The sequence below is a fragment of the Pseudomonas sp. MG-9 genome (genome assembly GCF_018729515.1).
Taxonomy (GTDB): domain Bacteria; phylum Pseudomonadota; class Gammaproteobacteria; order Pseudomonadales; family Pseudomonadaceae; genus Aquipseudomonas; species Aquipseudomonas serboccidentalis.
The window spans coordinates 1-26,654 of record NZ_JAHHZH010000008.1; the positions used below are offsets into that span (position 1 = coordinate 1).

Annotated in this window: 26 protein-coding genes; 11 read left to right on the forward strand and 15 right to left on the reverse strand. The window is 60.1% G+C overall.

The annotated features are described in order from the left end of the window. Nucleotides 1–130 precede the first annotated feature (130 nt). The 6 genes from msrQ to KKQ10_RS20390 form a co-directional block, all read right to left on the reverse strand. Nucleotides 131–742, reverse strand: coding sequence for a protein-methionine-sulfoxide reductase heme-binding subunit MsrQ (msrQ, locus tag KKQ10_RS20365; protein WP_215502119.1), 612 nt, complete (start codon nt 740–742; stop codon nt 131–133). Further along, the gene (msrP, locus tag KKQ10_RS20370; protein WP_215502120.1) at nt 742–1,755 is read right to left on the reverse strand and encodes a protein-methionine-sulfoxide reductase catalytic subunit MsrP; all 1,014 of its coding nucleotides are present in this window, start codon (nt 1,753–1,755) and stop codon (nt 742–744) included. Before msrP ends, msrQ begins: the two co-directional genes overlap by 1 nt. A 63-nt stretch (nt 1,756–1,818) precedes the next feature. Continuing rightward, on the reverse strand, nt 1,819–2,676 hold the full coding sequence (pssA, locus tag KKQ10_RS20375; protein WP_127651995.1) for a CDP-diacylglycerol--serine O-phosphatidyltransferase: 858 nt from the start codon (nt 2,674–2,676) through the stop codon (nt 1,819–1,821). A gap of 148 nt (nt 2,677–2,824) precedes the next feature. After that, nucleotides 2,825–3,841, reverse strand: coding sequence for a ketol-acid reductoisomerase (ilvC, locus tag KKQ10_RS20380; protein ID WP_003228216.1), 1,017 nt, complete (start codon nt 3,839–3,841; stop codon nt 2,825–2,827). 48 nt (nt 3,842–3,889) lie between these two features. Further along, nucleotides 3,890–4,381: an acetolactate synthase small subunit gene (ilvN, locus tag KKQ10_RS20385; RefSeq protein WP_003205610.1), complete on the reverse strand. Its 492-nt coding sequence runs from the start codon at nt 4,379–4,381 to the stop codon at nt 3,890–3,892. 2 nt (nt 4,382–4,383) lie between these two features. Further along, nucleotides 4,384–6,108, reverse strand: a complete 1,725-nt coding sequence (locus KKQ10_RS20390) for an acetolactate synthase 3 large subunit (protein ID WP_098968456.1) — start codon at nt 6,106–6,108, stop codon at nt 4,384–4,386. A gap of 399 nt (nt 6,109–6,507) precedes the next feature. Between KKQ10_RS20390 and KKQ10_RS20395 the strand changes: the two genes are divergently transcribed. After that, on the forward strand, nt 6,508–6,924 hold the full coding sequence (locus tag KKQ10_RS20395; protein WP_215502121.1) for a DUF4124 domain-containing protein: 417 nt from the start codon (nt 6,508–6,510) through the stop codon (nt 6,922–6,924). A gap of 99 nt (nt 6,925–7,023) precedes the next feature. Here KKQ10_RS20395 and KKQ10_RS20400 read toward each other — a convergent pair whose 3' ends face one another. Genes KKQ10_RS20400 through mrcB form a run of 3 tightly spaced genes read right to left on the reverse strand, consistent with a single transcriptional unit; the run spans nt 7,024 to nt 10,458 of the window. Beyond that, a complete protein-coding gene (locus KKQ10_RS20400) occupies nt 7,024–7,359 on the reverse strand; it encodes a YqcC family protein (RefSeq protein WP_215502122.1) in 336 nt (111 codons plus the stop codon). Next, nucleotides 7,359–8,117 carry a tetratricopeptide repeat protein gene (locus tag KKQ10_RS20405; RefSeq protein WP_127651993.1) on the reverse strand — a complete coding sequence of 253 codons (759 nt, stop codon included), beginning with the start codon at nt 8,115–8,117 and terminating at the stop codon, nt 7,359–7,361. Before KKQ10_RS20405 ends, KKQ10_RS20400 begins: the two co-directional genes overlap by 1 nt. A gap of 16 nt (nt 8,118–8,133) precedes the next feature. After that, the gene (gene mrcB, locus KKQ10_RS20410) at nt 8,134–10,458 is read right to left on the reverse strand and encodes a penicillin-binding protein 1B (protein WP_127651992.1); all 2,325 of its coding nucleotides are present in this window, start codon (nt 10,456–10,458) and stop codon (nt 8,134–8,136) included. A gap of 116 nt (nt 10,459–10,574) precedes the next feature. On the opposite strand from mrcB, the gene KKQ10_RS20415 reads away from it, so the two are divergent. The 4 genes from KKQ10_RS20415 to KKQ10_RS20430 all read left to right on the forward strand — a co-directional run bounded on the left by KKQ10_RS20415 (nt 10,575) and on the right by KKQ10_RS20430 (nt 13,944). Next, the gene (locus KKQ10_RS20415) at nt 10,575–12,131 is read left to right on the forward strand and encodes a bifunctional aminoglycoside phosphotransferase/ATP-binding protein (RefSeq protein WP_215502123.1); all 1,557 of its coding nucleotides are present in this window, start codon (nt 10,575–10,577) and stop codon (nt 12,129–12,131) included. A gap of 91 nt (nt 12,132–12,222) precedes the next feature. Next, entirely contained in the window at nt 12,223–12,567 is a 345-nt protein-coding gene (locus tag KKQ10_RS20420) for a pentapeptide repeat-containing protein (RefSeq protein WP_064589208.1), read from the forward strand. A gap of 288 nt (nt 12,568–12,855) precedes the next feature. After that, a complete protein-coding gene (locus tag KKQ10_RS20425) occupies nt 12,856–13,128 on the forward strand; it encodes a TfoX/Sxy family protein (protein WP_064392505.1) in 273 nt (90 codons plus the stop codon). 15 nt (nt 13,129–13,143) lie between these two features. Next, the gene (locus tag KKQ10_RS20430) at nt 13,144–13,944 is read left to right on the forward strand and encodes a Crp/Fnr family transcriptional regulator (RefSeq protein WP_215502124.1); all 801 of its coding nucleotides are present in this window, start codon (nt 13,144–13,146) and stop codon (nt 13,942–13,944) included. A gap of 226 nt (nt 13,945–14,170) precedes the next feature. On the opposite strand, the gene KKQ10_RS20435 is transcribed toward KKQ10_RS20430, so the two are convergent. Genes KKQ10_RS20435 through KKQ10_RS20450 form a run of 4 tightly spaced genes read right to left on the reverse strand, consistent with a single transcriptional unit; the run spans nt 14,171 to nt 17,719 of the window. Further along, the gene (locus KKQ10_RS20435; protein WP_215502125.1) at nt 14,171–15,025 is read right to left on the reverse strand and encodes a ChaN family lipoprotein; all 855 of its coding nucleotides are present in this window, start codon (nt 15,023–15,025) and stop codon (nt 14,171–14,173) included. A gap of 20 nt (nt 15,026–15,045) precedes the next feature. Beyond that, complete coding sequence (locus KKQ10_RS20440) at nt 15,046–15,813, reverse strand: heme ABC transporter ATP-binding protein (RefSeq protein ID WP_215502126.1); 768 nt, start codon at nt 15,811–15,813, stop codon at nt 15,046–15,048. Further along, nucleotides 15,813–16,796, reverse strand: coding sequence for a FecCD family ABC transporter permease (locus tag KKQ10_RS20445; protein WP_215502263.1), 984 nt, complete (start codon nt 16,794–16,796; stop codon nt 15,813–15,815). Before KKQ10_RS20445 ends, KKQ10_RS20440 begins: the two co-directional genes overlap by 1 nt. A 50-nt stretch (nt 16,797–16,846) precedes the next feature. Continuing rightward, nucleotides 16,847–17,719 carry a heme/hemin ABC transporter substrate-binding protein gene (locus tag KKQ10_RS20450; protein WP_215502127.1) on the reverse strand — a complete coding sequence of 291 codons (873 nt, stop codon included), beginning with the start codon at nt 17,717–17,719 and terminating at the stop codon, nt 16,847–16,849. A 162-nt stretch (nt 17,720–17,881) separates the two neighbouring features. On the opposite strand from KKQ10_RS20450, the gene KKQ10_RS20455 reads away from it, so the two are divergent. Beyond that, on the forward strand, nt 17,882–18,199 hold the full coding sequence (locus KKQ10_RS20455) for a Rieske (2Fe-2S) protein (protein WP_215502128.1): 318 nt from the start codon (nt 17,882–17,884) through the stop codon (nt 18,197–18,199). Here KKQ10_RS20455 and sfsA read toward each other — a convergent pair. Next, entirely contained in the window at nt 18,196–18,909 is a 714-nt protein-coding gene (sfsA, locus tag KKQ10_RS20460; RefSeq protein ID WP_127651984.1) for a DNA/RNA nuclease SfsA, read from the reverse strand. The genes KKQ10_RS20455 and sfsA overlap by 4 nt on opposite strands. Then, entirely contained in the window at nt 18,909–20,081 is a 1,173-nt protein-coding gene (locus tag KKQ10_RS20465; RefSeq protein WP_215502129.1) for a pyridoxal phosphate-dependent aminotransferase, read from the reverse strand. The genes sfsA and KKQ10_RS20465 overlap by 1 nt, the downstream gene beginning before the upstream one ends. A 334-nt stretch (nt 20,082–20,415) precedes the next feature. On the opposite strand from KKQ10_RS20465, the gene dksA reads away from it, so the two are divergent. The 5 genes from dksA to KKQ10_RS20490 all read left to right on the forward strand — a co-directional run bounded on the left by dksA (nt 20,416) and on the right by KKQ10_RS20490 (nt 26,604). After that, nucleotides 20,416–20,859, forward strand: coding sequence for an RNA polymerase-binding protein DksA (dksA, locus tag KKQ10_RS20470; protein ID WP_127651982.1), 444 nt, complete (start codon nt 20,416–20,418; stop codon nt 20,857–20,859). A 197-nt stretch (nt 20,860–21,056) separates the two neighbouring features. Continuing rightward, nucleotides 21,057–21,953, forward strand: coding sequence for a tRNA glutamyl-Q(34) synthetase GluQRS (gene gluQRS, locus KKQ10_RS20475; protein WP_127651981.1), 897 nt, complete (start codon nt 21,057–21,059; stop codon nt 21,951–21,953). Between the two features lie 77 nt (nt 21,954–22,030). After that, the gene (locus KKQ10_RS20480; protein WP_003176118.1) at nt 22,031–22,207 is read left to right on the forward strand and encodes a hypothetical protein; all 177 of its coding nucleotides are present in this window, start codon (nt 22,031–22,033) and stop codon (nt 22,205–22,207) included. Beyond that, a complete protein-coding gene (locus tag KKQ10_RS20485; protein WP_007963899.1) occupies nt 22,191–25,145 on the forward strand; it encodes a sensor histidine kinase in 2,955 nt (984 codons plus the stop codon). The genes KKQ10_RS20480 and KKQ10_RS20485 overlap by 17 nt, the downstream gene beginning before the upstream one ends. Nucleotides 25,146–25,167: 22 nt before the next feature. After that, nucleotides 25,168–26,604 (forward strand): sigma-54-dependent transcriptional regulator, encoded by a 1,437-nt coding sequence (locus KKQ10_RS20490; RefSeq protein WP_127651980.1) that lies wholly within the window; start codon nt 25,168–25,170, stop codon nt 26,602–26,604. The last annotated feature ends 50 nt before the right edge of the window (nt 26,605–26,654 follow it).

Genomic DNA, 26,654 nt, shown 5'->3' on the forward strand with positions numbered 1-26,654 from the left:
TGAACTGAAGCAAGTCACTGTCGAAAATCGTATAACTCATTGAATCTCAAGGAGTTTTCCGTTTCGACTGCGCCGGAAGTGGGGCGAATTATAGACCTCCAGAATCTGCCGTCAACCGTTAATTTCAGTTTTATTGCAAAACCTGCTTTTTAGCCACTAAACGCGGGATTCGACGAGCAATCGCAGGCACACGCAGCAGTAAAAGCACGGTACCTATAAAGGCATAGATCGCCCACTCTTTAAGGTCTGCCCGCACAATCCACAGCATATGCAGCAATCCCAGCCCCAGAATCACGTACACCAACCGATGCAGTTTCTTCCAGCGCGTACCCAGACGACGCTGACTGTAGCGATTGGACGTGATCGCCAACGCCAACAATCCGAGAAAACCCAGCGCACCGACAATAATGTACGGCCGCTTACGCAACTCCACGCCCAACTGAGACCAGTCGAAACCCAGAATGAATGCCATATAGCTGCACAAGTGCAACACCACATACGCAAAACACCACAGCCCCAATTGACGACGCACAGCAATCCACCCCGCCCACCCGGTCAATTTCTGCAAGGGCGTCATGGATAATGTGATCAACAGCAACACCAACGTTCCCAGCCCCAGCCGATCAACCAGCACTTTGCCAGGATCCGGACCGAGCAAATCCGCAAACGCCTGATAAAACCAAAGCAATGGCCATATCGCCACAGCAATGAAAACGCCTACACGCCAGTACGGATATCGCATCAGTAGTTCTTCCGCAGATCGAGCCCTGCATAGAGAGAAGCGACTTCATCGGCGTACCCGTTGAACATCTGCGTATCACGCACGTTCGGTTTGAACAGACTGTTGGGCAACCGTCGCTCCCGCGCCTGAGTCCAGCGCGGGTGATCCACGGCAGGGTTAACGTTGGCATAGAAGCCGTATTCATCTGCCGCAATGCTCTGCCAGGTAGTTTTCGGCTGCTCGCTGACCAGACTGATACGCACAATGGATTTGACGCTTTTGAAGCCATACTTCCACGGCACCACCAAGCGTAGCGGCGCGCCGTTCTGATTCGGCAGTTCACGGCCATACATGCCAACCGCCAGAATCGCCAACGGGTTCATTGCCTCATCCAGACGCAAGCCTTCTACATAAGGCCAGTCGATCAGGGCGAAACCCGAGCGCTGTCCGGGCATGCTTTTAGAATCCTGCAAGGTTTCAAACCGAATGTACTTGGCGTTAGAGGTCGGTTCGACCTGCTTGAGCAGTGCAGAGATCGGAAAACCGATCCACGGGATAACCATCGACCAGGCTTCAACGCAGCGAAGGCGATAGATGCGCTCCTCCAACTGGTAAGGTTTCATGAAGTCTTCCAGCGCATAGCGCACGGGCTTCCCCACCTCGCCATCCACGACCACGCTCCACGGTTCAGTTTTCAGCGAGCCAGCATTCGCCGCTGGATCGCCCTTGTCGGTACCGAACTCATAGAAGTTGTTGTAGTGGGTCGCGTCTTTATAAGGCGTGATGGCCTCATCCTTGACGTTGACCGCGCCCCATTTAGTAGACGGGAGCTTATCGGCAAACCAGGCGGGCGCCTTGCCCGGCTCGACATCGGCATAGCGCGCCGCTTCTTCTGCGACAGCCCAACGTGGCAAGCTGCTCACGGCGATGCCTGCCGCGGTGGCTCCGAGCAGCTGTCGACGAGAAAGATAAATGGATTCAGGCGTGACATCCGACTCATGGCAGTCGGACGCTTTGGGGATTTTGATCAGCATGGCAACTCCGCAGCTTTGGAGGACAGATGCACCCATAGACTGCGGAGTATGCGGGAAATTACATCACTCGGCGTTTTTGTGACGACGAAGACGCAACAGGTATTGCACCGGGCCGGAAGCGGCGTAAGCGAGGAACACCAGCAGCAGAATCCGCGGTGGATCACTGAAGACCACGGCGAACACCAGCACCACCGCAAGGATCGCCACGAACGGCACACGGCCCTTCAAATCCAGCTCCTTGAAGCTGTTGTACTTGATATTGCTGACCATCAGCATGCCGGCAGCCGCCACCATCAAGGCGACCAGGAACGACATCTTCGAACCCTGGATCCCGTAATCACTGAACGCCCAGACGATCCCCGCCACCACACCGGCAGCCGCCGGACTGGCCAGACCGATGAAGTAGCGTTTGTCTGCCGTACCGACCTGGGTATTGAAACGCGCCAGACGCAACGCGGCACCGGCGACATAGATGAAAGCGACCATCCAGCCGACCTTGCCCATGTCGCCCAGCGCCCAGCCGAAGGCCAGCAGCGCCGGCGCCACACCAAAGGCAACCATGTCGGACAGCGAGTCATACTCGGCACCGAACGCGCTTTGCGTATTGGTCATGCGCGCCACGCGGCCATCGAGGCCGTCGAGCACCATGGCGACGAAGATCGCGATCGCGGCGAAGGCGAAATACTTGCTCGCGTTCGCAGAGTCCCCGGCGCTCAAGGCAGCCTGGGCACTCATCGAGTTGATGATGGAGTAAAACCCTGCAAACAGGTTCGCAGTGGTGAACAGGTTCGGCAGCAGATAGATACCACGATGCCGGACTTTACGACCTTCTGCGTCGTGCCCTTCTTCGATGTGTTCATCGATGGGCAGCAGGCTTTCGGCGTCAGAAGCCTGGTTCGGCTCTTCGGGACGTTCGCTCATGGACATTACCTTGCAACGTATTTGGAAAGTTTCGACAGGTGTCTGGGACGACGGTTCGGCCACAAACGCTGCAGCTTTATACCAGAACCTCCGGTTCAAACGAAAAAACGCGGCCGAGGCCGCGTTTTTTCATACAAGGGACGACGACTTAGTTTTTGGCTTTGTCGACGATCTTGTTGGCACCGATCCACGGCATCATGGAGCGCAGTTGCTCGCCGATGATTTCGATACCGTGAGCGGCGTTGTTACGACGCTTGGCGGTCATCGAAGGGTAGCCGGTTGCGCCCTCGCTGATGAACATTTTGGCGTACTCGCCGTCCTGAATACGTTTCAGGGCATTGCGCATGGCCTGACGGGATTCGGCGTTGATCACTTCCGGACCGGTCACGTACTCGCCGTATTCAGCGTTGTTGGAGATCGAGTAGTTCATGTTGGCGATACCGCCTTCGTACATGAGGTCAACGATCAGTTTCAGTTCGTGCAGGCACTCGAAGTAGGCCATTTCCGGCGCGTAGCCAGCTTCAACCAGGGTTTCGAAACCGGCTTTTACCAGCTCAACGGTACCGCCGCACAGTACGGCTTGTTCGCCGAACAGGTCGGTTTCGGTCTCGTCCTTGAAGGTGGTTTCGATGATGCCGGTACGACCGCCACCCACGCCAGCAGCGTAGGACAGGGCTACGTTTTTGGCGTTGCCCGAAGCGTCCTGGTAGATCGCGATCAGGTCAGGGATACCGCCGCCCTTCACGAACTCGGAACGCACGGTGTGGCCCGGGGCTTTCGGCGCGATCATGATCACGTCGAGGTCGGCACGCGGAACAACCTGGTTGTAGTGAATCGCGAAGCCGTGGGAGAAGGCCAGGGTGGCGCCTTTCTTGATGTTCGGCTCGATTTCGTTCTTGTACAGCGAGGACTGGAACTCGTCCGGGGTCAGGATCATGACCAGGTCGGCAGCAGCAACAGCGGAAGCAACGTCGGTCACTTTCAGGCCGTGAGCTTCGGCTTTGGCAACAGTGGCCGAACCTTTACGCAGACCGACGGTAACGTCGACACCGGAGTCTTTCAGGTTGCATGCCTGGGCGTGGCCCTGGGAACCGTAACCGATGATGGCAACTTTCTTGCCCTGGATGATCGACAGGTCGCAGTCTTTATCGTAGAAAACTTTCATGAATTTCCCCTATATATCCAGGCCGTTCAGGCCATTCGCTAATTTGGTTTAGATGCTGAGTACTTTGTCGCCGCGGGCAATGCCGGTCACGCCGCTACGGACGGTTTCCAGAATCGATGCGGTGCCGATGGACTGAATGAAGCTGTCGAGCTTGTCGCTGGTACCGGTCAGTTGAACGGTATACACGCTGGCGCTGACATCGACGATCTGTCCACGGTAAATATCGGTGGTGCGTTTGATCTCGGCGCGCTGGGCGCCAGTGGCCTTGACCTTGACCAGCATCAGCTCGCGCTCGATATGAGCGCTTTCCGACAGGTCCACCAGCTTGACCACTTCGATCAGCTTGTTCAGGTTTTTGGTGATCTGCTCGATGATTTCATCATGGCCGACAGTGGTCAGCGTCAGACGCGACAGAGTCGGGTCTTCGGTCGGCGCCACGGTCAGGCTTTCGATGTTGTAGTTACGCTGCGAGAACAGGCCGACTACGCGAGACAAAGCGCCGGGTTCGTTTTCCAGAAGCAGGGAAATAATGTGCCGCATGATTAAGTACGCTCCGTCTTGCTCAGCCACATATCGCGCATCGAGCCGTCTTTGATCTGCATCGGATAGACGTGCTCGCTGGTATCGACCGAAATATCGATCACCACCAGACGATCTTTCATGGCGAACGCTTCTTCCATCTTCGACTTCAAATCTTTCGAATCGGTGATGCGCACGCCAACGTGACCGTAGGCTTCAGCCAGTTTGACGAAGTCAGGCAGCGACTCCATATAAGAGTGCGAGTGACGGCTACCGTAGCTCATGTCCTGCCACTGACGAACCATCCCCAGAACGCCGTTGTTCAGGATGACGATTTTCACCGGCAAGCCATATTGCAGGCAGGTCGACAGCTCCTGGATGTTCATCTGGATGCTGCCTTCGCCGGTGACGCAGGCAACGTCGTCATCCGGGAAGCTCAACTTGATGCCCATGGCCGCCGGGAAACCGAAGCCCATGGTGCCCAGACCACCGGAGTTGATCCAGCGGTTCGGCTTGTTAAACTTGTAGTACTGCGCAGCGAACATCTGGTGCTGGCCCACGTCGGAAGTGATGAAGGCATCGCCCTTGGTCACTTCGCACAGGGTCTCGATCACGGTCTGTGGCTTGATCAGGCTGCCGTCGCCCTTTTCATAAGGGAACAGGCCGCGATCACCACGCCATTCGTCGACTTGCTTCCACCAGCTGGCGACGGACTCCTTGTTCGGGGTCTCGCCGATTTCCTTGAGGATCGCGACCATTTCGGTCAGGACGCTCTCCACCGGACCAACGATTGGCACGTCGGCCTTGATGGTCTTGGAGATCGAAGCCGGGTCGATGTCGATGTGAATGATCTTGGCGTTCGGGCAGAACTTCGCCGCGCCGTTGATCACCCGGTCATCGAAACGTGCGCCAACGGCCAGGATCACATCGGCATGGTGCATCGCCAGGTTGGCGGTGTAGCTGCCGTGCATGCCGAGCATGCCTATGAACTGACGGTCAGTGCCTGGGAAACCGCCCAGGCCCATCAAGGTGTTGGTCACTGGCAGGTTGAGCATTTTCGCCAGTTCGGTCAGCGGCGCGGAGCCGTTGCCCAGAATCACGCCACCACCGGAATAGAGCACAGGGCGCTTGGCCGCCAGGAGCATTTCTGCCGCCTTGCGGATTTGCCCGGAGTGACCACGAACGGCCGGACTGTAGGAACGCAGCTTGGCTTTTTTCGGGAAGATGTATTCGAACTTCTCGGCCGGGTTGGTCATGTCTTTCGGGATATCGACCACGACCGGGCCCGGACGACCGGATTGCGCCAGGTAGAACGCCTTCTTCATGACTTCCGGGATTTCCGAGGCGTGCTTGATCATGAAGCTGTGCTTCACGATCGGCCGGGAGATACCGATCATGTCGGTTTCCTGGAACGCGTCGGTGCCGACCATGGTGCTTGGCACCTGACCGGAAATGATCACCATTGGAATCGAATCCATATAGGCGGTGGCGATACCGGTGATGGCGTTTGTGGCGCCTGGACCGGAAGTCACCAATACCACGCCGGCTTTACCGGTGGCACGGGCGTAGCCGTCAGCCATATGGGTAGCCGCTTGTTCGTGACGAACCAGGATGTGGGTCACTTCCGGTTCTTTGAACAGGGCATCGTAAACATGCAGGAGAGCACCACCCGGGTACCCGTAGATATATTTGACGCCTTCGTCACGCAAGAAGCGGACGAGCATCTCACCGCCAGATAAAAGCTCCACGTTGTTCACCTCTAAAACGCCAGAATACCGTCCACAAAAAAGGGGCGGGTCTTAATAGGTTTACTTCTCGGCAGAGCATGAGCGACGGTGGTCGCCGACTACGTCAGCACTGACTGAGCAAGTATTGGGATCGTCCCAAGTGTTGCGGGCCTTTCCCACCCAGCGCGAGGTAACGCGTTGCGGGTGTAACAGGTCGACGCGGATATGCGCCTCATGATCTACCGAGTGGGTCTGCTTCTGGCAGTCCCTCTACAGCGGACTTTGGATTCTTCTGTTTCGCCCTCTCCAAGTCAAGCCGTCAATGTGTTTAATTGTGGGTAAGCACATGAGAACGCAAGAAAAAACCTGAAAACCGCTACTCTGTTAGCGTCAATTGCGCAATTTTGCCAAGGAATCAGCATGCGAACGCTTCTGTTAACTCTGCTGATCGGCCTCAGCCCCTGGTGCTCGGCCGCTCAAATCTACAAATGGGTCGATGCCCAAGGCGTCACGCACTTCGATGCGCAGCCTCCACAAGGTCAGCCGGCCACCACTGTGCAAACGCCCTCCTCGCCCCCGCCGAAACCTGCAGTAATGCCTGGCAGCGGCGCGCTGGGCGATCAGAAAGCTATCGACGACAAGGTCAAGAAACAGGTAACCGAGCAGCAGGTGCAGCTCAAGGCGTTTTGCGAACAGGCACGGACGAACCTGGCGCAACTGCAGAACAATCCGCGCTTGAGGGAGGAAGTGGAGGGAGAAACGCGGCGCCTCGACGATGCACAACGGCAGGAGCGCATTGTCGAAGCACAGAAACAGATCGCGCAGAACTGCGAATAGCGACGTGTAGGAGCTGCCGCAGGCTGCGATCTTTTGATTCTGTTTTTAAAGCAAGATCAAAAGATCGCAGCCTGCGGCAGCTCCTACAGGGGATCGGCGCTAGCGAGAGGCGGTGATCAGCAGGTCGAACTCTTTGAGCAGCACCTGCAGCTGTCGATCCTTGCCCTGCAGATTGCGCTGGGCGAAGACCATCTCAGCCATTTCCTGAATGCCCGAGGCATTGGGCAGCGGCAGGTCCTGTTCGAGGATCATCTTCATTCGCGGCAGGAAGATCCATTGCAGCCATTGCTCGAAATCCAGCGTGTCGACCGAAAACGGTTCGACACTGCTCAGGGCTTCGACCGACGGCTGAACCTCATCCCACCATCCCTGCGTGCGCAGTTCGCGCTCGATCAGCAGTAACTGGTCGGCGATTTTCGGGAAGCGAGTATCCATCAGAGCGAAACCTTGGCCTTCTGACGGGCCAGCGCTGCACCGGCGGAATCGCCCTGCTTCTCACGGGACTGCGCGATGATTTCCCACAGATTGGCTTGCAGATCCGGGCGGCCGTTGGCCATGGTCAGCGCGCGACGGGCAAACTGCTCGGCCTGCGGCGCATCACCTTGCGCCATACGCACTTGCGCCAGACGATAAAGCACTTGCGGCTCACGCGGCGCGACGCGCTGGGCACGCTCCAGGCTGGAGGACGCACCATTGAGATCGCCGCCAGCCTGTTGCTGCTGCGCGGTGGTCAGCAAGGCGAGCACCGGACCATCCAGTTGCTCGTCCGCCGACAGACCGCCGCCGCTGTTGCTGGCCGAAGGAATGCCGCTTGGCGTCGACGGCATGCTGTAGCTACCAGAGTTGATCGGCGCCGACTCGACCGACGACGGGTTGTACGGCCCCGGGGTGATACCGCCGGAAGCCGGGCCCGGAACGATCGGCGACGTGCTGATCGGCGCCGATGTCGTGGCACCGCCACCTGGCACCATCACCACTACGCCGGTATCGCCTTGCGGGATGGCCTGGGATTGCGCCTGGCCCTGCACCGGGCGTTTGACTGTCGTTTTGCGGAAACCGCCGTTGGCCGACAGGCGCTCGCTATTGGACACCGTCGTGCCGGAGTCCACCACCGGGATCGAACCACGCTGTACGGTAGAGCAGCCGCTGAGCAAAGCCACGGCGGTCACCGCTGGAATCAACCACTTGTTCACTTGAAACCCTCTTTGCTTAATTCATCCAGCCCTTGACCCAATCCATCACCGACTCCGGCGAAGCAGGCGTCTCGCTTGCACACGCGGCGCCGGGTGGCGGTTCGCTGCCGCGAATATACGGCATCTGCACTGCCCCCGGACAGTTGGCGTCAGAGCCTTGTCCGGTACGCGAATCGACCCACGCCTGAACGATGTTGTCCGGCTGCGGCATGTCCAGCGGCAGCGGGTCGGCCTTGCGCATGAAACTGGTCCAGACCTGCAGCGCACCGGTCGCCCCGGTAAACGGGGTCTTGCCGTTGTCGTCACGTCCGAGCCAGACCACCGCCAGCAGATCCTGACTGAAACCGGCGAACCAGCTGTCGCGCGAATCGTTACTGGTACCGGTCTTGCCGGCCAGCGTCAGGGTTTTGGGCAGCACGTTATAGACCGAGCTGCCGGTACCTTCACGCATCACCCGCTGCATGGCGTTCTGGATCAGGTAGATGGACGCCGGATCGAAACGCTGCTCGATCTGGAACGGATAACGCTTGAGCGGCTCGCCCTCGGCAGTCAGTACGCTGCGAATCCCGCGCATCGGCGTATTGAAACCGCCGTTGGCGAGGGTCTGGTACATGGTCGCCACTTCGATCGGGGTCATGCCGCCAGCACCCAGCAACATCGACGGGAAGGCCGGGAATTCACGGGTCACACCCAGACGCGCAAGGGTCTTGAGCACATTCGGCACACCGACTTCCAGGCCCAGACGCGAGGTCGACAAGTTGTAGGAGTGCGCCAGCCCTTGATAGAGGAACACCGTGCCGTGGGAGCGTCGATCATAGTTCTGCGGCTTCCACACCTGGCCATCAGCGCCTTTGATCGACAACGGATCATCCGACAGCCAACTGGTCAGCGTGTAGTGGCTCGGTTTCTCCAGCGCGGTCAGATACACCGCGGGCTTGACCAGGGAGCCGATCGGCCGCACGGCGTCCAGCGCCCGGTTGAAACCGGCGTAACTGGCCTGACGGCTACCGATCATCGCCTGGACTTCGCCGGTTTCCGGGTTGGTCACAACCATCGCCGCTTCCACGTCATCAGAGCCCTTGCGTCCGGCCAGCCGCTTGAAGGTGTCGTTGACCGACGCTTCGGCCTTCATCTGCAGAATCGGGTCGAAACTGGTGAAGATCCGCAGGCCTTCTTCGGTCAAGTCTTCGTCGCGATAGTCTTCGCGCAATTGGCGTTTGACCAGATCGATGAAGCCCGGGAACGAGCTGTCGGCGAGCTTGCCGCGCGTCGTCACACCCAGCGGCATTTTCTTCGCCGCTTCGACCTGTTCGGCAGTCGCCACGCCTTGCTGTTCAAGCACGTCGAGCACCAGATTACGGCGCTCCAGCGCACGTTCCGGGTTGCGACGCGGGTTGTAGTAGGACGGGCCCTTGACCATGCCGACCAGCAGCGCGACCTGATGCAGCTTCAGCTCGGACAATGGCTGGCCGAAGAAGAACTGACTGGCCAGACCGAAGCCGTGCACTGCGCGCTGACCGTCTTGCCCGACAAAGACTTCGTTGAGGTACGCCTCAAGAATTTCCTTCTTGTCGTAATGCAGCTCCAGCAGCATCGCCATCATCGCTTCGGTGAGCTTGCGGCTCAGGCTGCGTTCGTTGGTGAGGTAGAAGTTCTTGACCAGTTGCTGGGTCAGCGTACTGCCGCCCTGGGTCATCTTGCCGCCAGAGGTGTTGACCCAGATGGCCCGGGCAATCGATTTCGGCGACACGCCCCAGTGGCTGTAATAGTCGCGATCTTCAACCGCGACCAGGGTTTCAAGCAGGTACGGCGGCACCTGATCGAGCTTGATCAGAATGCGGTCTTCAAGGTTTTTCGGGTAAATGCCGCCGATCATCAGCGGCTCCAGCCGCACCACGGACAATTTCGAACCATTGAGCCCCGAGAGCTCGGCCACATAGTCACCCGAGAAGCGCACGCGCACCGGCTGGGCTTTTTCCAGGCCTTCATAGAACTGGAAACCGCGGGTGTTCAGGTCGACGGTATTGCCGCTGACCGCCGCAGCGCCGGGGCCATTGCTCACGGCTTCGCGGCGATAGCCGAGGGCATCGAGTTCGGTCAGGAAATCGTCCTTGCTGAGCTTTTGTCCGACGAACAGCTCAAGCGGACGCGCGTATACCTTGGCCGGAATAGTCCAGCGCTTGCCGGAGAACTTCTCCTGCACCACGGCATCGAGGTAAACGGCGAAGCCGGCCAGCACCACAAGGCCGACCAGACTGAGTTTAATGGCCCAGCCCAACCATGGGCTCAAGCCCTTGGCAGGTGGTTTTTTCTTGGTACGGGGGGATCGAGTTCGAGTCATGGCGGCGGATTATACGCACTTTATTCATACTCAACAGGAGCGCTCCGAGGTTTGCGTCAGGCTGGCGAGCGGCCATAATGGCGACCTCGAATGTCCCAGTCTCTGAAGGATCGCCCGTGAGCCAGTCCCTGATCGCTGCCCTGCAAAACCCGGCCCTCTACCCGCACCCCGTCGAAGGGTTCCAGGTCATCGAAACCCACATCTCGTGGGTGATCCTCACTGGCCCCTTTGCCTATAAAGTGAAGAAACCGGTGAATTTCGGCTTCCTCGACTTCACCAGCCTCGAATCGCGCGAGCACTTCTGCGCTGAAGAACTGCGCCTGAACCAGCGCCTGACCGATGATTTGTATCTGGACGTGTTGCCGGTCACCGGCAGCGTCGAAACGCCACAACTGGGCGGCGACGGCCCGGTGATCGAATACGTGCTGAAGATGCGTCAGTTCCCGCAGACCGGCCTGCTCAGCACCTTGCAAGCCAATGGCGAACTGACCACTCGGCACATCGATGAAATGGCCGAGCAAATTGCTCACTTCCACCTCAGCGCGCCGAAAGTCCCGGCCGAACACGACGCCGGCACGCCGGACAGCGTGATGGCCCCGGTCTCGCAAAACTTCGAACAGATCCTGCCGTTCCTCAGCGACAAAAACGATCTGCTGCAACTCGAAGCGCTGAAAGCCTGGGCCGAAAGCAGCTTCGAACGCCTCAAGCCACTGTTCGCCCAGCGCAAGGCCGAGGGTTTCACCCGCGAATGCCACGGTGACATCCACTTGGGCAACGCCACCGTCATCGACGGCAAAGTGGTGATCTTCGACTGCATCGAGTTCAACGAACCGTTCCGCTTCACCGACGTCTGGGCCGACACCGGTTTCCTGGCGATGGACCTGGAAGACCGTGGCCTGAAATCCCTGGCCCGTCGCTTCATCAGCCAGTACCTGGAGCTGACCGGCGACTATCAGGGCCTGGAAGTGCTGAACTTCTACAAAGCCTACCGCGCGCTGGTTCGTGCCAAGGTTGCTCTGTTCAGCATGCCGGCGGACGCCACGCCGGTGCAGCGCGCCACCACCCTGCGCCAGTACCGCAACTACGCCAACCTGGCGGAAAGCTACAGCACCATTCCTTCGCGCTTCATGGCCATTACCCACGGCGTATCGGCAGTCGGCAAGAGCCACGTGGCGATGCGTCTGGTCGAAGCACTGGGCGCGATTCGCCTGCGTTCCGACGTCGAGCGCAAGCGCCTGTTCGGCGAGCAAACCGTGGCCAACGACGTGCAGGCCGGTATTTACAGTGCCGATGCCAGCGCTGCCACCTACGCCCGCCTGCATGAAATCGCTGAAGTTATCCTGCATGCCGGTTTCCCGGTGGTGATCGACGCGACTTACCTCAAGCGCGAACAACGCGACAGCGCGGCAAAAATCGCCGAAGCCACCGGCACGCCGTTCCTGATCCTCGACTGCAACGCGCCGCAAGCGGTGATCGAGAGCTGGCTGGCGATTCGTCAGGCGGACAAGAAAGATCCGTCCGACGCCACGTTGGCCGTGATCGAGTCGCAACAGGCCAGTCGCGAAGCACTGACGCCGGAAGAGATCCTGCGCAGCAAGCGCGTGCAAACCAATGAAAGCGGGACCCTGGACACCGTCGTGGCGCAAATCCGCCAGCGTCTGCCGGGCCTGTAAGAAACTATTTCGGTCGTGAAGTCCTCGCTGGCTTCACGGCCGCCAAATAGTGGCACTATACTGGCGTCATAAAACCAACAGGTGATGTGACATGAGCCAGCCGAAACTTCTCGACACCCCGCTTTATGCCTTGCTGCACAAAGACGACATCGCAGGCTTCAACAAAGAACGCCCGAAGGACGGGCCGATCGACATGGTCGGCGGCGATTTCCGTGGCCTCGATCTGCGTGAACTGAACGCCGATGGCGTGGATTTCAGGGACGCGTACTTCCGTTCCGCCGATTTGCGCGGTATCGATTTCCGCAATTCATCGCTCGAAGGCGCAAGCCTGGCCCACGCACAGATTTCCGGGGCGTACTTTCCGCCGGAACTGAGTGCCGACGAAATCCTGATGTCGATGAATTTTGGTACGCGCTTGCGTTATCGCACCCGCTGATACACCCATTTTCCCCTGACACAACGCCTCCACCCTGTAGGAGCGAGCCTGCTCGCGAAGACGTAGTGTCAGTCACCATAAATTTGAGCTCTAAACCGCTTTCGCGAGCGGGCTCACTCATACATTGATGTGTGTTTTCTCCCTTCTTTTTGCGTTCGCAGGCCTTTCAAGCTCCCTTTCTTAGAAGCGTTTGCGTTGAATCCGACCAAACAACCACGCTTTTCCTACTGATGGCTACACTCCTGAGAAGATCGCCCACGCACCATTCGGCCGTCGCAAGGAGGCTTGATGAATGATGAACTGCAACACCTGAAGAATCTTGGCAAGACGTCGGCGCAATGGCTGCATGCCGTGGGCATCCACAGCGCCTCGGACTTGCGTCGCCTGGGGGCGGTGGATGCCTATCGGGCCGTGCGTACCCGCGGGTTTCGCGCATCAAAGGTGTTGCTGTATGCGATCGAAGGGGCGTTGATGGATGTGCACTGGAACGACATCCCTGCCGAACGCAAAGACGCTTTGAACAAGCAGCTCGATGCCATTTCTTCGCGTCACAAGAACTGAACAGGCCTGACTGCCATGTACCTGCTTGGGGAACAGTCGGTATCAGTCGATGCACTGATCAATCGTTTGCAGAGCTTGCCTGCACGCTGGCTCGAAGGGCTTGCGCCGTGCGGGCCGACGCTGGAGCCGGAAACCTCTGACGATCTGCAGCGACAATTACCCGGCGATCAACTGTTTCTGCTGACAGAAGGCGTGATCAACGGCTGCATTGGCGGGCGCGCGATCGTTTATTGGCAGGAAGGCGACTTGATCGGTCTACAACAGGGCCAGGCCTGGTCTGACTGCCGCCTGTGCAGTGACGGACCATTGCGGTTGCTGCCGTATCGACGCACTGAACTGATTCAACACGTGTTTGCCGAGCCTGAGCGGGCCGAGCAATTGCTGGAGTACCTACTGGGGCAGATGGCGATGCTGGCCCATGCGGTGGCCGAACTGAAACCCCGGGAGTTTCGCAGCACCAATGGCTTCAAGCGGGTCGAGAGCGGTGAAGTGTTGATCCAGCAGGGCGATGTTGCCGATCACGTCTTTGTGCTCATCGAGGGGCATGCCGAAGCGTTTGTTGACGGGCACAAGGTCGGTGAAGTGCCAAAGGACGAGATTTTCGGCGCCATGGCAGTGTTCACCGGTGAACCGCGCAATGCCACGGTCATCGCTCGCGAGCCGAGCACCGTGATGCTGATCCCCGGCGATCAGTTTCTGAACATGACCCGCAACAATCCGAAAATCGCTCACAGCCTGATTGAGAGCATGGCCCGGCGCATCGGCCAGCTCAACCAGCAGATCACCCGGATGAGCACACTCAAAGGTCAGCGTTAAGTCCCGTGTTTCCGGGGCATTCCGGCTATTTAAACGACTAAATCAAGCAAATCGAGAAACAGAGGTTGACTCGTTAATGAGAATCGCTATGATTATCACAACTGGTCGCGAGATCAGTCGATATTCTGAAAAGCCCTTGGTTCGGACTCTCAGATTATCTCCTCATCAGGCTAATCACGGTTATTTGACCCGGTTTTTACCGGGTCTTTTTTTGCCTGTGGAAAAGTCATTGGCCGAACTGTTTGCGCATCTGAGCGCAGTAATCCTGCTTGGGTGTCGCGGGGGTGTACCAGACGTAATCGGCCATCGCCTCGCTGACCTCAGCCCCCTGCTCAGCCAACAGCAGCACCGTCGGCGCCCGGGCTGCGCCCAGATCCACAACATGCAGCGGCACGCCAACATCCTTGCGCGCATGCCAGGCCCCTGCCAACAGTACGGCTGGCGTGGGCGCCGCGAGCAAGCGTTCGGCCATGCGTCGATCGCGCTGCTGCTGGACGGCAAGCATCGCCGGCATTTGTGATTTTGGCAGCAAGCCGCAGTGTGATTCGCTGATCTGCTCAAGCAGCGTGGTCTTCACCGAAGCCGCATTGCTGAGAGCACCGCTCAGGTCTGGCGGCTGACGATAGAAGGCGCGGATTTCGCGGTTATCCAGATTGGCCGCCAACAACGGATAGGGTTGCGTGAGGGCGAACCGAACGATCGGCCCATAGAGATTCCAATCCCAACCGTCCTCCCAGGCCAATGCGCCGGGAAGATCAGTGGGCGCCGTGGCCGCGTGACGAACTTGATCAACTTTCGGCTGTTGATCAGGCGTGAGCATTTCCAGCAGCAAACTGCCTTGGGGCCGCTGCTCACCGAGCGTCTGCAACAGCCACAACTGCACAGTGTGGTGATCAGCGTTGTCATGTTGTTCACCGATGATCAGCTGTTGCGGCTTGGCCAAACGCGTCAGCAGTTCCTCTGCTGTCAGTAACTCGCCGCTGTGCAGATCGCGAATCTCGCCGCTGATCGGCGGGGGCGGCGCGGCAACATGCTGACACCCCGCCAGCAGCAACACGATCAATAGCCACATCCCGCGCATGCCATCACCTCGATGAAAAATCAGCGGGCGATGATCAGCGGATGCCCACGTTCCGGGTGCGGCTGCACCAATACCTCGAGACCGAAAACGGCTTTGAGCGTATCCGGTCGCAATACCTGCTGCGGCGTATCCAACGCCACCGGGCGCCCGCCTTCGAGCAACAACACACGATCACAATAGCGCGCCGCCAGATTCAGATCATGCAGGATGACCAGCACTGCCGCGCCACGATCGGCAAATTCGCGTACCGCCTGCAGCGTCGTATGCTGATGCAGCGGATCGAGCATCGAAGTCGGCTCGTCCAGCAACAAGCTTTGCCCGGCCTGCCCCGGCCACAGTTGCGCCAACACCCGCGCCAGATGCACGCGCTGACGCTCGCCGCCCGACAATGCCAGATAACTGCGACCGCTCAGATGCCCGGCATCCGCCGCCTCCAGTGCTGCCGCGACAATCTCGTCATCGCGCACCCGACCGCTCTGATAAGGCAGGCGGCCCATGCCAACCACCTCCTCGACGCGAAAGGCAAAGTCCAGCGTCGACACCTGCGGCAGCACCGCCAGACGCTGCGCGCGCTGGGTGCCCGTCCAGTGACTCAAGGCCTGGCCCTCAAGCGAAACCTCGCCTTCACTGGCCGTCAGTTCGCCGCACAGGGCGCCGAGCAGCGTGCTTTTACCGGCACCGTTCGGCCCGAGCACACCCAGCACCTCACCCGGTTCAAGTTGCAGGCTGACCTCGCTGAGCACCGTCTTGCGCCCACGACGGATATGCAGGTTGTGCGCACACAGCATCAGGCACGCCCTCGCAACAGCAGATAAAGGAAGAACGGCGCACCGATAAACGCAGTGACAATACCGATCGGCAACTCCGCCGGCGCCAGCGCCAGCCGCGCCACCAGATCCGCCAGCAACAGCAGGCTGGCCCCGGCCAACAGCGACGCCGGCAACAGCACCCGATGATCCGGTCCAGCCAATAAACGCACCAGATGCGGCACCACCAGCCCGACGAAACCAATCATCCCCGCAGCCGCGACGGCCGCACCAACCCCCAGCGCGGTGCAAAACACCAATTCGCGCTTGAGCCGCTCGACATCGATCCCCAGGTGCCCCGCCTCCGACTCCCCGAGCAACAAGGCATTCAGGGCCTTGGCGCGACGCGGCAACCACAATGCCACACCGGTGCTGATGATCAGCAAGGGCCAGAGCCGCGCATAACTGGCGCCATTGAGGCTGCCCAGGTTCCAGAACGTCAGCGTGCGCAGGGTCGCGTCATCCGCCAGATAAGTGAACAGTCCCACCGCCGAGCTTGCCAGCGCCGTCAAGGCAATCCCCGCCAGCAGCATGGTCGCGACGTTGGTCTGACCGTTACGCCGCCCGAGCCGATAGACCAGCGCGGTCACCCCGAGCCCACCGAGAAACGCACACGCCGACAACAGATACGGCCCGAACCACTCCGGCAAACCGCCAAAAAAAGCACCACCGACAATCGCCACTGCTGCGCCCAGCGCCGCGCCACTGGACACCCCGACCAACCCGGGATCGGCCAACGGATTGCGAAACAAGCCCTGCATCGCCACACCGGACAGCGCCAGCACACCACCCACCGCTAACCCGAGCAAGGTGCGTGGCAAGCGAATTTGCCCGAGGATCAGTTCAGCCTGCTCCAGACCGTCCGGCGCCAGCGGCACGCCGAGCATGCGTAACGCAGCACGCAAGATATCCAACAGCGGCAGACTGACCGGACCCAGCGCCAATGACAGCCAGATGGCCAGCAGACACAACAGTGTCAGGCCGATGAACAGGCTGCGGGGTTTGACCAATGGAGTCATGGATGGCCCTTGGTCGGGTAGAAACCGTCAGACAGACGCTGCAACGCCGCCGGCAAACGTGGCCCGAGCCCACCGACCAGCAGCGTCGGATCCAGCTCCAGCACCCGTCCGGCCTTGGCCGCGCGACTTGATTGGAGAATCGGGTTTTCCTTGAACAGCGCCGCTTTCGCGGCCGCACCGCTCAGCGCGCGATCGGCGAACACCAGCACCTGCGGATCGAGACCGGCCAGCGATTCCACAGAGAACGGTTTGTAACCGGTATGCGTCGCCAGGTTATGCCCGCCCGCCTGTTGCAATAGCCAGTCGGCAGCAGTGTCTTTACCGGCGATCAACGGTTTGCCGCCGGCATGCCCGATCAGCACCAGCACGCCGGGGGCTTTATGCTCAGTCTGCAACTTGGCGACCCGGGATTTCTGCACCGCGAGTTGCTGTCGATAACTCTCCAGCAACTGAGTCGCCTGCGCTTGCGCACCCAGCAACTGCCCCAGATGCGTGACGTTTTCCTCCAGCGTCGGCAGATCCGGCTGCGCCGAGAACAGTTCAACCCGCACCTTGGCGCTCTTCACTTGGGCAATGACCGGCGGCGGCCCCATTTCTTCGGTGCCGATGAGAATGTCCGGGCGCAGGCTGAGAATGCCTTCTGCCGACAGGCTGCGCTGATAGCCGATGCTCGGCAGTGTCTTCAGCGCCTCAGGATGCTGGCTGGTGGTGTCGACGCCGACCAGTTTCGATTGGCCGCCCAGCGCACTCACCCACTCCGACAGCGCGCCACCGGCACTGACCCAACGTTGTGGCAAATCGGCCGCTAGTGCCTGCAGGCTGGCGACCAGTCCGACACACAGCACAACAACGTGGGTACTCAGGCGCATACGCAGCTTTCCTTGAACAGTTTTCCCGGGCAGCGGAACAGCAGGCCAAGTATCCTTGGCGATGGTTGCGCGTCGTGGGTGAAGGCGGCCATTTGATAATTGTTTGCATTTAAACGTCAAGCTCCGACATTTCCTAAAACGAGCCGACACTTGAGGATAGCCATGAAGTTTTTGTGTGCGGGGGCCGATCTGGCCGAGGCCGGCAGCCGTGGGTTCGACATCAACGGAAACAAACTGTTTGCCGTGCGCCGCGAGGGCAAGGCTTATGTCTACCTCAACCGTTGCCCGCACCGCGGCGTCGGACTGGAGTGGCAGCCCGACCAGTTTCTCGACTCCAGCAACAGCCTGATCCAGTGCGCCACCCACGGCGCACTGTTTCTGATCGAGGACGGCGAATGCGTCGCCGGCCCCTGCGCCGGGCAATCCCTGACCGCCATCCCTTGCCGCGAAGATACCCAAGGGCTGTGGATAGATATTTAACCGTTGAGCAAAACATCCAGTCGCCGGTCGATTACCATTTCTTCATGGTTTAACCGTACGCCATAGGCCAACACCTCGACCCCGCACATCACTGCCTCGCGCAGCGCATCCGCGTAGGCCGAATCGATTTCCTCCGCCGGACGCACCGCGTCGATCCCGCTGAGATTGACGCAATACAACTGCACCGCACGAATGCCGTCACGGGCCAGATGCGCCAGCTCCCGCAGATGCTTGGCGCCACGCTGCGTGACTGCGTCGGGAAACGCCGCGACATTCGTCCCGTCGAACCCCAGGGTGACGCTTTTCACTTCCACATAGGCGGGGCCACTCGGGTATTCGAGGCGAAAGTCGATGCGACTCTTTTCCTGGCCGTACGCCACTTCTCGTTTAAGCGCCGTGAAGCCGTTCAACTCGCTGATAACCCCAGCCTGCAACGCTTCTTCGACCAGAGCATTGGCGCGCCCGGTGTTCACACAGAACAACCGGCCCTGCGGGGTTTCACCGATCTCCCAGGTCCCGGGCAGCTTGCGCTTGGGGTCGTTGGAGCGGCTGAACCACACCTGCCCGCCCTCGACCTGGCAATTGAGCATCGAGCCAGTATTCGGGCAATGCAGAGTCATCAGTTCGCCGTTGAGCGTTTCAACATCAGCGAGAAAACGTTTGTAGCGGCGAATCAGCCGCGCCTCTTCCAGGGCCGGATAAAAGCGCATCAGCCTTGCCAGCTCTTCAAGCCACGGGCGATCCGTTCCACCGCTTCCTGTAAGCGAGGGAGGTTTTGCGTGTAGGCAAAACGCACATGGTGACCGGCCTGATAACGCCCGAAATCCAGCCCCGGGGTAAAGGCAACGTGCTCGGTTTCGAGGAAATGTCGGCAGAACGCGAAGGCATCACCGCCGAACTGGCTGATATCCGCGTACAAGTAGAAAGCCCCTTCCGGCTCGACAGCGATGTTGAAACCCAACTCGCGCAACGCCGGCAGGAGAAAGTCGCGACGACGGCCGAATTCAGCGCGGCGCTCTTCGAGGATGGCGATGGTGTCTGACTCGAAACAAGCCAAAGCGGCGTGCTGCGCCATGCTCGGGGCGCTGATGTAGAGGTTCTGCGCGAGTTTTTCCAGTTCGCCGACGGCAGCGTCAGGCGCTACCAGCCAGCCGAGGCGCCAACCGGTCATGCCGAAATATTTGGAGAAACTGTTGAGAACAAACGCGCTGTCATCGACTTCCAGCACGCTCGCCGTGTCGGTGCCGTAGGTCAGGCCGTGATAAATCTCGTCCACCACCAGATGCCCCTGCCGCGCCTTGATGGCTGTGGATAACCCGGCCAGCTCATCACGGGTCAGGATCGTCCCGGTCGGATTGGCCGGCGAGGCCACCAAGGCTCCGACGCTGTCGTGGTCCCAATGCCGCGCCACCAGATCCGGGGTCAGTTGATAACGCACGTCCGGCCCGACCGGAACCAGCTGCGCCGCGCCTTCGACCAGACGCAGGAAATGCCGGTTGCACGGGTAACCGGGATCGGCCAGCAGCCAGTGTTTGCCGGGGTCCACCAGCAAGGCGCTGGCCAGCAACAGGGCGCCGGAGCCACCGGGAGTGATCAGGATCCGTCGCGGATCAATGTTCAGGCCGTAACGTGTTTGATAGAAACCGGCGATCGCTTCGCGCAACTCGGGGATGCCTCGCGCTGCGGTGTAGCGGGTCTTGCCCGCTGTCAGCGCCGCTTGCCCGGCACGGATGATCGGCTCGGCCGTGGTGAAGTCCGGCTCGCCGATTTCCAGGTGGATCACGTCGTGCCCTTCGGCCTGCAATTCGTTGGCCCGCGCCAGCAGCGCCATCACATGGAACGGTTCGATCGCACGACTGCGCGCACTGTAGGACTGAGCCATTGGTTTTCCTTCAACGGGGAAAAAGAGACGATTCTACCCATCTGCCGGAACGAGCGAGAACCCGTCGCGGTCACAGCCTCAAGAACGCTGGACTGTAACGATATGAGCGTACGTTCCAGGATTGACTAAAATCAGAGATTGATCAGGTCTTCATCACTGGATGACATGACTTGCCAGACTTCTGCAAGCGCCACCCGCCGGGGCCTCGACATCCGGGAGTAGCGCAGGCCGAATTGATCTGGTAAGTTCGCCCGCTTGCAGCCGCAGGGCCGGCAGGTGTCGGTGATGGAGCAATCCTGCGCAATGGATTACAAGAGTAGAGGCGGTCCATTTCATGCCCACCCAAGTAAAGCAACAGCAGAATCAGACGATCAGCGGTTTCGAACCTTATGTTCCGGCGAAAGGTGAAGAGTACATGGGCGCCCCGATGCGCGCGCACTTCACCAAGATCCTGAACAAGTGGAAACTGGACTTGATGCAGGAAGTCGACCGTACGGTTGATCACATGAAAGACGAAGCGGCCAACTTCCCTGACCCGGCCGACCGTGCCAGCCAGGAAGAAGAGTTCGCCCTCGAACTGCGCGCCCGCGACCGCGAGCGCAAGCTGATCAAGAAAATCGACAAGACCCTGCAACTGATCGAAGACGAAGAGTACGGCTGGTGCGAGTCCTGCGGCATCGAGATCGGCGTCAAGCGCCTCGAAGCCCGCCCTACCGCGGATCTGTGCATCGATTGCAAAACCCTGGCGGAAATCAAGGAAAAACAGGTCGGCAAGTAATCTCGACCTGAACGAAAAACGGAGCGTGCGAACGCTCCGTTTTTGTTTCTGCCTTTTGCCCCTTGCCTTTGTGGGAGCAAGTCTGCTCGCGAAAGCGGTGTGTCATTCAACATCAATATTGACTGACCCACCTCTATCGCGAGCAGGCTCACTCCTACAAGTTGACCTGCGTATGCCCTGAAAGTAGTTTCGTTTCCATGACTGCCAAAACCGCCCCCGCCTACATCGGCCGCTTCGCCCCTACTCCCAGTGGCCACCTGCACTTCGGTTCGCTGGTCGCTGCCCTCGCCTCTTACCTCGACGCGCGCGCGGTCGGCGGGCGCTGGCTGGTGCGCATGGAAGATCTCGATCCACCCCGGGAAGAGCCAGGCGCACAGGCGGCGATCCTCAAGGCGCTGGAAAGCTACGGTTTCGAGTGGGACGGCGAGATGGTGCGCCAGAGTGACCGGCACGCCGCCTACGCCGACGTTCTCGACAGCCTGTTCAATCATGGTCTGGCCTACGCCTGCACTTGTTCGCGCAAACAGCTGGAACCGTATCACGGTATTTATCCGGGGCTGTGCCGCAATGCCGGGCATGATCAGAAAGACGCGGCGATTCGCCTGCGTGTGCCGGAGCTGGAGTATCACTTCATCGACCGGGTGCAGGGCGAGTTTCGCCAGCATCTGGGGCGTGATGTCGGCGATTTCGTGATTCGCCGCCGCGATGGCCTGTACGCCTATCAACTGGCGGTGGTGCTGGATGACGCCTGGCAAGGCATCACCGACATCGTGCGCGGGGCCGATCTGCTTGATTCCACCCCGCGCCAACTCTATCTGCAAGAACTGCTGGGCTTTCGTCAGCCACGCTACCTGCACCTGCCGTTGATCACGCAACCGGACGGCAACAAGCTCGGTAAATCCTACCGTTCGCCGCCACTGGAAGCCGATCAGGCCACCCCACTGCTGCTGCGGGCCCTGCGTGCACTGGGACAAAACCCCGGTGCCGAGCTGGCGCATGCCACCGCGCAAGAACTGCTGAAATGGGGCGCCAGCCACTGGGATGCGACCCGGATCCCGCGCACACTGACCCTGCCCGAAGCGCAACTGCAATGACGACACTTGCAGTGGCGCGCCCATCCGTTACCATCGCCGCACGTTTTCGGGCACGCGCATAAAAAAGAGAGGCCGGGATGTACATCTATCGCTTGGTCCTGCTTCTGGTCGTGGGAATCTATCTGTTTTCTCCAGCCATCATGGATTGGTGGATCGACGCCACGGGCGCCTGGTATCGGCCGTATCTGCTCTGGTTGATCCTGATTGTCGTGACCTTCATCCTGCAGAGCCAAAAAGATGCCGATGAGCTTTAGCCTGACCCAGATGATCCTGATCAGCGCCGCGTACCTGGCGGTGCTGTTCGGTGTTGCCTGGATCAGTGAACGGGGCATGATCCCGCGGGCGATCATTCGCCACCCGCTGACCTACACCCTATCGCTGGGGGTCTATGCCAGTGCCTGGGCGTTCTACGGCACGGTGGGCCTGGCCTATCAGTACGGCTACGGCTTTCTCTCCAGTTATCTAGGGGTGTCCGGCGCGTTTCTGCTGGCGCCGGTGCTGCTGTACCCGATCCTGAAAATCACCCGCACCTATCAACTGTCGTCGCTGGCGGACTTGTTCGCCTTCCGCTTTCGCAGCACCTGGGCCGGCGCGCTGACCACGATCTTCATGCTGATCGGCGTACTGCCGCTGCTGGCGTTGCAGATTCAGGCGGTGGCCGACTCCATCGGCATCCTTACTGGCGAACCGATCCAGAGCCGCGTCGCACTGGCGTTCTGCGCGCTGATCATTCTGTTCACGATTTTCTTCGGCTCCCGGCATATCGCCACCCGCGAGAAACACGAAGGGCTGGTGTTCGCGATTGCCTTCGAGTCGGTGATCAAGTTGATCGCCCTCGGCGGCGTCGGCCTGTATGCGCTGTATGGCGTGTTCGACGGCCCGCAACAGCTTGAGCTGTGGCTGCTGCAGAACCAGACCGCCCTCGCCGCCCTGCACACGCCCCTGCAGGAAGGCCCGTGGCGCACACTGTTGCTGGTGTTCTTTGCCTCGGCAATCGTGATGCCGCACATGTATCACATGACCTTCACCGAAAACCTCAACCCGCGCTCGCTGGTCAGCGCCAGTTGGGGGCTGCCGCTGTTCCTGCTGTTGATGAGTCTGGCAGTACCGCTGATTCTCTGGGCCGGCCTGAAGCTCGGCGCCACCACCGACCCGGAATACTTCACCCTCGGCATCGGCATTGCCGCCAACAGCAAACCGCTGGCCCTGCTGGCCTACGTCGGCGGATTGTCCGCCGCCAGTGGCCTGATCATCGTCACCACCCTGGCGCTGTCGGGCATGGCGCTGAACCACCTGGTGCTGCCGCTCTATCAGCCACCCGCCGAAGGCAATATCTATCGCTGGCTGAAGTGGACCCGTCGGGCGTTGATCGTCGCGATCATCATGGCCGGTTTCTGCTTCTACCTGATGCTCGGCGCCGGGCAGGACCTGGCCAACCTCGGCATCGTCGCTTTCGTTGCGACCCTGCAGTTCCTGCCCGGTGTGCTTTCGGTGCTGTATTGGCCGACCGCCAACCGTCGCGGCTTTATCGCCGGGCTGCTGGCGGGGATTCTGGTGTGGGTGGTGACCATGCTGTTACCGCTGGTCGGCAATCTGCAGGGCTTCTACATTCCCCTGCTGAACATGATTTACGTGCTGGACGACACCAGTTGGCACATGGCGGCCATCGCCTCGCTGGCAGCCAACGTGCTGATGTTCACCCTGATCTCGCTGTTCACCAACGCCAGCCCGGAAGAAGCCAGCGCCGCCGAGGCCTGCGCGGTGGATAACGTGCGTCGTCCGCAACGCCGTGAGTTGCACGCCGCCTCGCCCCAGGAATTCGCCACGCAACTGGCCAAACCTCTGGGCGCCAAGGCGGCACAGAAAGAAGTGGAGCAGGCCCTGCGCGATCTGTATCTGCCGTTCGACGAACGCCGCCCTTATGCGCTACGCCGACTGCGCGACCGGATCGAAGCCAACCTTTCCGGCCTGATGGGCCCGAGCGTGGCGCAGGACATGGTCGAAACCTTCCTGCCGTACAAGGCCGGCGGCGAGAACTACGTCACCGAAGACATCCACTTCATCGAAAGCCGCCTCGAAGACTACCACTCGCGCCTCACCGGGCTGGCCGCCGAACTCGACGCCCTGCGCCGCTACCACCGCCAGACCCTGCAGGAGTTGCCGATGGGCGTCTGCTCGCTGGCCAAGGATCAAGAGATCCTGATGTGGAACAAGGCCATGGAAGAACTCACCGGCATCGCCGCGCAACGGGTGGTCGGTTCGCGCCTGAGCACCATTGCCAATCCGTGGAAGCAATTGCTGCAAGGCTTCATCAACCTGCCCGACGAACACCTGCACAAGCAGCACCTGGCCCTCGACGGCCAGACCCGCTGGCTGAACCTGCACAAAGCAGCGATCGACGAACCGCTGGCACCGGGCAACAGCGGCCTGGTGCTGCTGGTGGAAGACTTGACCGAAACCCAGATGCTCGAAGACAAACTGGTGCACTCCGAGCGTTTGGCGAGCATCGGCCGACTGGCGGCGGGTGTGGCCCACGAAATCGGCAACCCGATCACCGGCATCGCCTGTCTGGCGCAGAACCTGCGCGAAGAGCGCGAAGAAGACGGCGAACTGACGGAAATCAGCGGGCAGATCCTCGAACAGACCAAACGCGTGTCACGCATCGTGCAGTCGCTGATGAGCTTCGCCCACGCCGGCAGCCACCAGCACAGCGACGAGCCCGTCTGCCTGGCCGAAGTCGCGCAGGACGCGATTGGCCTGCTGGCGTTGAACCGGCGCAATTTCGAAGTGCAGTTCTACAACCTGTGCGATCCGGATCACTGGGTCGAAGGCGATCCGCAGCGGCTCGCCCAGGTGTTGATCAATCTGCTCTCCAATGCCCGTGACGCCTCGCCTGCGGGCAGTGCGGTGCGGGTCAAGAGCGAAGCCGGCGAACACACGGTCGATCTGATCGTCGAGGACGAAGGCAGTGGTATTCCGCAGAACATCATGGACCGATTGTTCGAACCTTTCTTCACCACCAAGGACCCGGGTGAAGGTACCGGTCTGGGCCTTGCACTGGTCTATTCCATCGTTGAAGAGCATTATGGACAAATCACCATCGACAGCCCGGCTGATGTACAAAGCCAGCGCGGCACCCGTATCCGGGTGACCTTACCGCGTCATGTCGAAGCGACGTCCGCTGTGAACTGAGACCGTCGAGAGTATCGAATCAATGCCGCACATTTTGATCGTCGAAGACGAAACCATTATCCGCTCCGCCTTGCGCCGCCTGCTGGAACGCAACCAGTACCAGGTCAGCGAAGCCGGTTCAGTGCAGGAAGCACAAGAACGCTTCAGTATTCCCACATTCGATCTGATCGTCAGCGACCTGCGCCTGCCTGGCGCCCCCGGTACCGAGCTGATCAAGCTTGGCCAGGGCAAGCCGGTGCTGATCATGACCAGCTACGCCAGCCTGCGTTCGGCGGTCGACTCGATGAAGATGGGCGCGGTGGACTACATCGCCAAGCCTTTCGATCACGATGAAATGCTCCAGGCTGTCGCGCGGATCCTGCGTGATCACCAGTCGGCGCCTGCCGCCGGCGAAGTGGTTGCCGGCAAAGCGAGCAATGGCAGCGGCAAATCGTCTGTCGACAACAGCAACGGCGAGATCGGCATCATCGGCTCGTGCCCGCCGATGCAGGATCTGTACAGCAAGATCCGCAAGGTCGCGCCGACGGATTCCAATGTCCTGATCCAGGGCGAGTCCGGCACCGGTAAAGAGCTGGTCGCCCGCGCCCTGCACAACCTGTCCAAGCGCGCCAAGGCGCCGATGATTTCGGTGAACTGCGCAGCCATCCCGGAAAGCCTGATCGAGTCCGAACTGTTCGGCCACGAAAAAGGCGCGTTCACTGGCGCCAGCGCCGGTCGCGCCGGTCTGGTGGAAGCGGCGGACGGCGGCACGCTGTTCCTCGACGAGATCGGCGAACTGCCGCTGGAAGCCCAGGCGCGCCTGCTGCGGGTGTTGCAGGAAGGCGAAATTCGCCGCGTGGGTTCGGTGCAATCGCAAAAGGTCGATGTACGTTTGATCGCTGCGACCCACCGCGACCTCAAGAGCCTGGCGAAAATCGGCCAGTTCCGTGAAGACCTTTATTACCGCCTGCACGTGATCGCCCTGAAACTGCCGGCGTTGCGCGAACGTGGCGCCGACGTCAACGAAATCGCCACTGCGTTCCTCGCCCGCCAGAGTGCGCGTATCAACCGTACCGACCTGAAATTTGCCGCCGATGCCGAACAGGCCATCCGGCATTATTCCTGGCCGGGCAACGTGCGTGAGCTGGAAAACGCGGTCGAGCGCGCGGTGATCCTGAGCGAAAGCCCGGAAATCTCCGCCGACCTGCTGGGCATCGACATCGAGCTGAGCGACCTGGAAGACGACGAGTTCATCGGCTTGCCGGCGCAAACAGCGGGTAACACCAGCAACAGCAGCCATGAGCCGACCGAAGACCTGTCGCTGGAAGATTACTTCCAGCACTTCGTCCTCGAGCACCAGGACCACATGACCGAGACCGAACTGGCGCGCAAACTGGGCGTCAGCCGCAAGTGCCTGTGGGAACGCCGTCAGCGCCTGGGCATTCCACGACGCAAGACCGGGGTCACCAGCGAGAGCTGAACGTTACCTGTCGAGTGGGCGGGTAACGCTTGATGATGTGAAAAAACTGT

Bases quoted from the DNA above. Each gene is read 5' to 3' on its own strand.
- msrQ (WP_215502119.1), bottom strand. From the start codon at position 742: ATGCGATATCCGTACTGGCGTGTAGGCGTTTTCATTGCTGTGGCGATA.
- msrP (WP_215502120.1), bottom strand. From the start codon at position 1,755: ATGCTGATCAAAATCCCCAAAGCGTCCGACTGCCATGAGTCGGATGTC.
- pssA (WP_127651995.1), bottom strand. From the start codon at position 2,676: ATGAGCGAACGTCCCGAAGAGCCGAACCAGGCTTCTGACGCCGAAAGC.
- ilvC (WP_003228216.1), bottom strand. From the start codon at position 3,841: ATGAAAGTTTTCTACGATAAAGACTGCGACCTGTCGATCATCCAGGGC.
- ilvN (WP_003205610.1), bottom strand. From the start codon at position 4,381: ATGCGGCACATTATTTCCCTGCTTCTGGAAAACGAACCCGGCGCTTTG.
- KKQ10_RS20395 (WP_215502121.1), top strand. From the start codon at position 6,508: ATGCGAACGCTTCTGTTAACTCTGCTGATCGGCCTCAGCCCCTGGTGC.
- KKQ10_RS20400 (WP_215502122.1), bottom strand. From the start codon at position 7,359: ATGGATACTCGCTTCCCGAAAATCGCCGACCAGTTACTGCTGATCGAG.
- mrcB (WP_127651992.1), bottom strand. From the start codon at position 10,458: ATGACTCGAACTCGATCCCCCCGTACCAAGAAAAAACCACCTGCCAAG.
- KKQ10_RS20420 (WP_064589208.1), top strand. From the start codon at position 12,223: ATGAGCCAGCCGAAACTTCTCGACACCCCGCTTTATGCCTTGCTGCAC.
- KKQ10_RS20425 (WP_064392505.1), top strand. From the start codon at position 12,856: ATGAATGATGAACTGCAACACCTGAAGAATCTTGGCAAGACGTCGGCG.
- KKQ10_RS20430 (WP_215502124.1), top strand. From the start codon at position 13,144: ATGTACCTGCTTGGGGAACAGTCGGTATCAGTCGATGCACTGATCAAT.
- KKQ10_RS20435 (WP_215502125.1), bottom strand. From the start codon at position 15,025: ATGCGCGGGATGTGGCTATTGATCGTGTTGCTGCTGGCGGGGTGTCAG.
- KKQ10_RS20440 (WP_215502126.1), bottom strand. From the start codon at position 15,813: ATGCTGTGTGCGCACAACCTGCATATCCGTCGTGGGCGCAAGACGGTG.
- KKQ10_RS20450 (WP_215502127.1), bottom strand. From the start codon at position 17,719: ATGCGCCTGAGTACCCACGTTGTTGTGCTGTGTGTCGGACTGGTCGCC.
- KKQ10_RS20455 (WP_215502128.1), top strand. From the start codon at position 17,882: ATGAAGTTTTTGTGTGCGGGGGCCGATCTGGCCGAGGCCGGCAGCCGT.
- sfsA (WP_127651984.1), bottom strand. From the start codon at position 18,909: ATGCGCTTTTATCCGGCCCTGGAAGAGGCGCGGCTGATTCGCCGCTAC.
- KKQ10_RS20465 (WP_215502129.1), bottom strand. From the start codon at position 20,081: ATGGCTCAGTCCTACAGTGCGCGCAGTCGTGCGATCGAACCGTTCCAT.
- dksA (WP_127651982.1), top strand. From the start codon at position 20,416: ATGCCCACCCAAGTAAAGCAACAGCAGAATCAGACGATCAGCGGTTTC.
- gluQRS (WP_127651981.1), top strand. From the start codon at position 21,057: ATGACTGCCAAAACCGCCCCCGCCTACATCGGCCGCTTCGCCCCTACT.
- KKQ10_RS20480 (WP_003176118.1), top strand. From the start codon at position 22,031: ATGTACATCTATCGCTTGGTCCTGCTTCTGGTCGTGGGAATCTATCTG.
- KKQ10_RS20485 (WP_007963899.1), top strand. From the start codon at position 22,191: ATGCCGATGAGCTTTAGCCTGACCCAGATGATCCTGATCAGCGCCGCG.
- KKQ10_RS20490 (WP_127651980.1), top strand. From the start codon at position 25,168: ATGCCGCACATTTTGATCGTCGAAGACGAAACCATTATCCGCTCCGCC.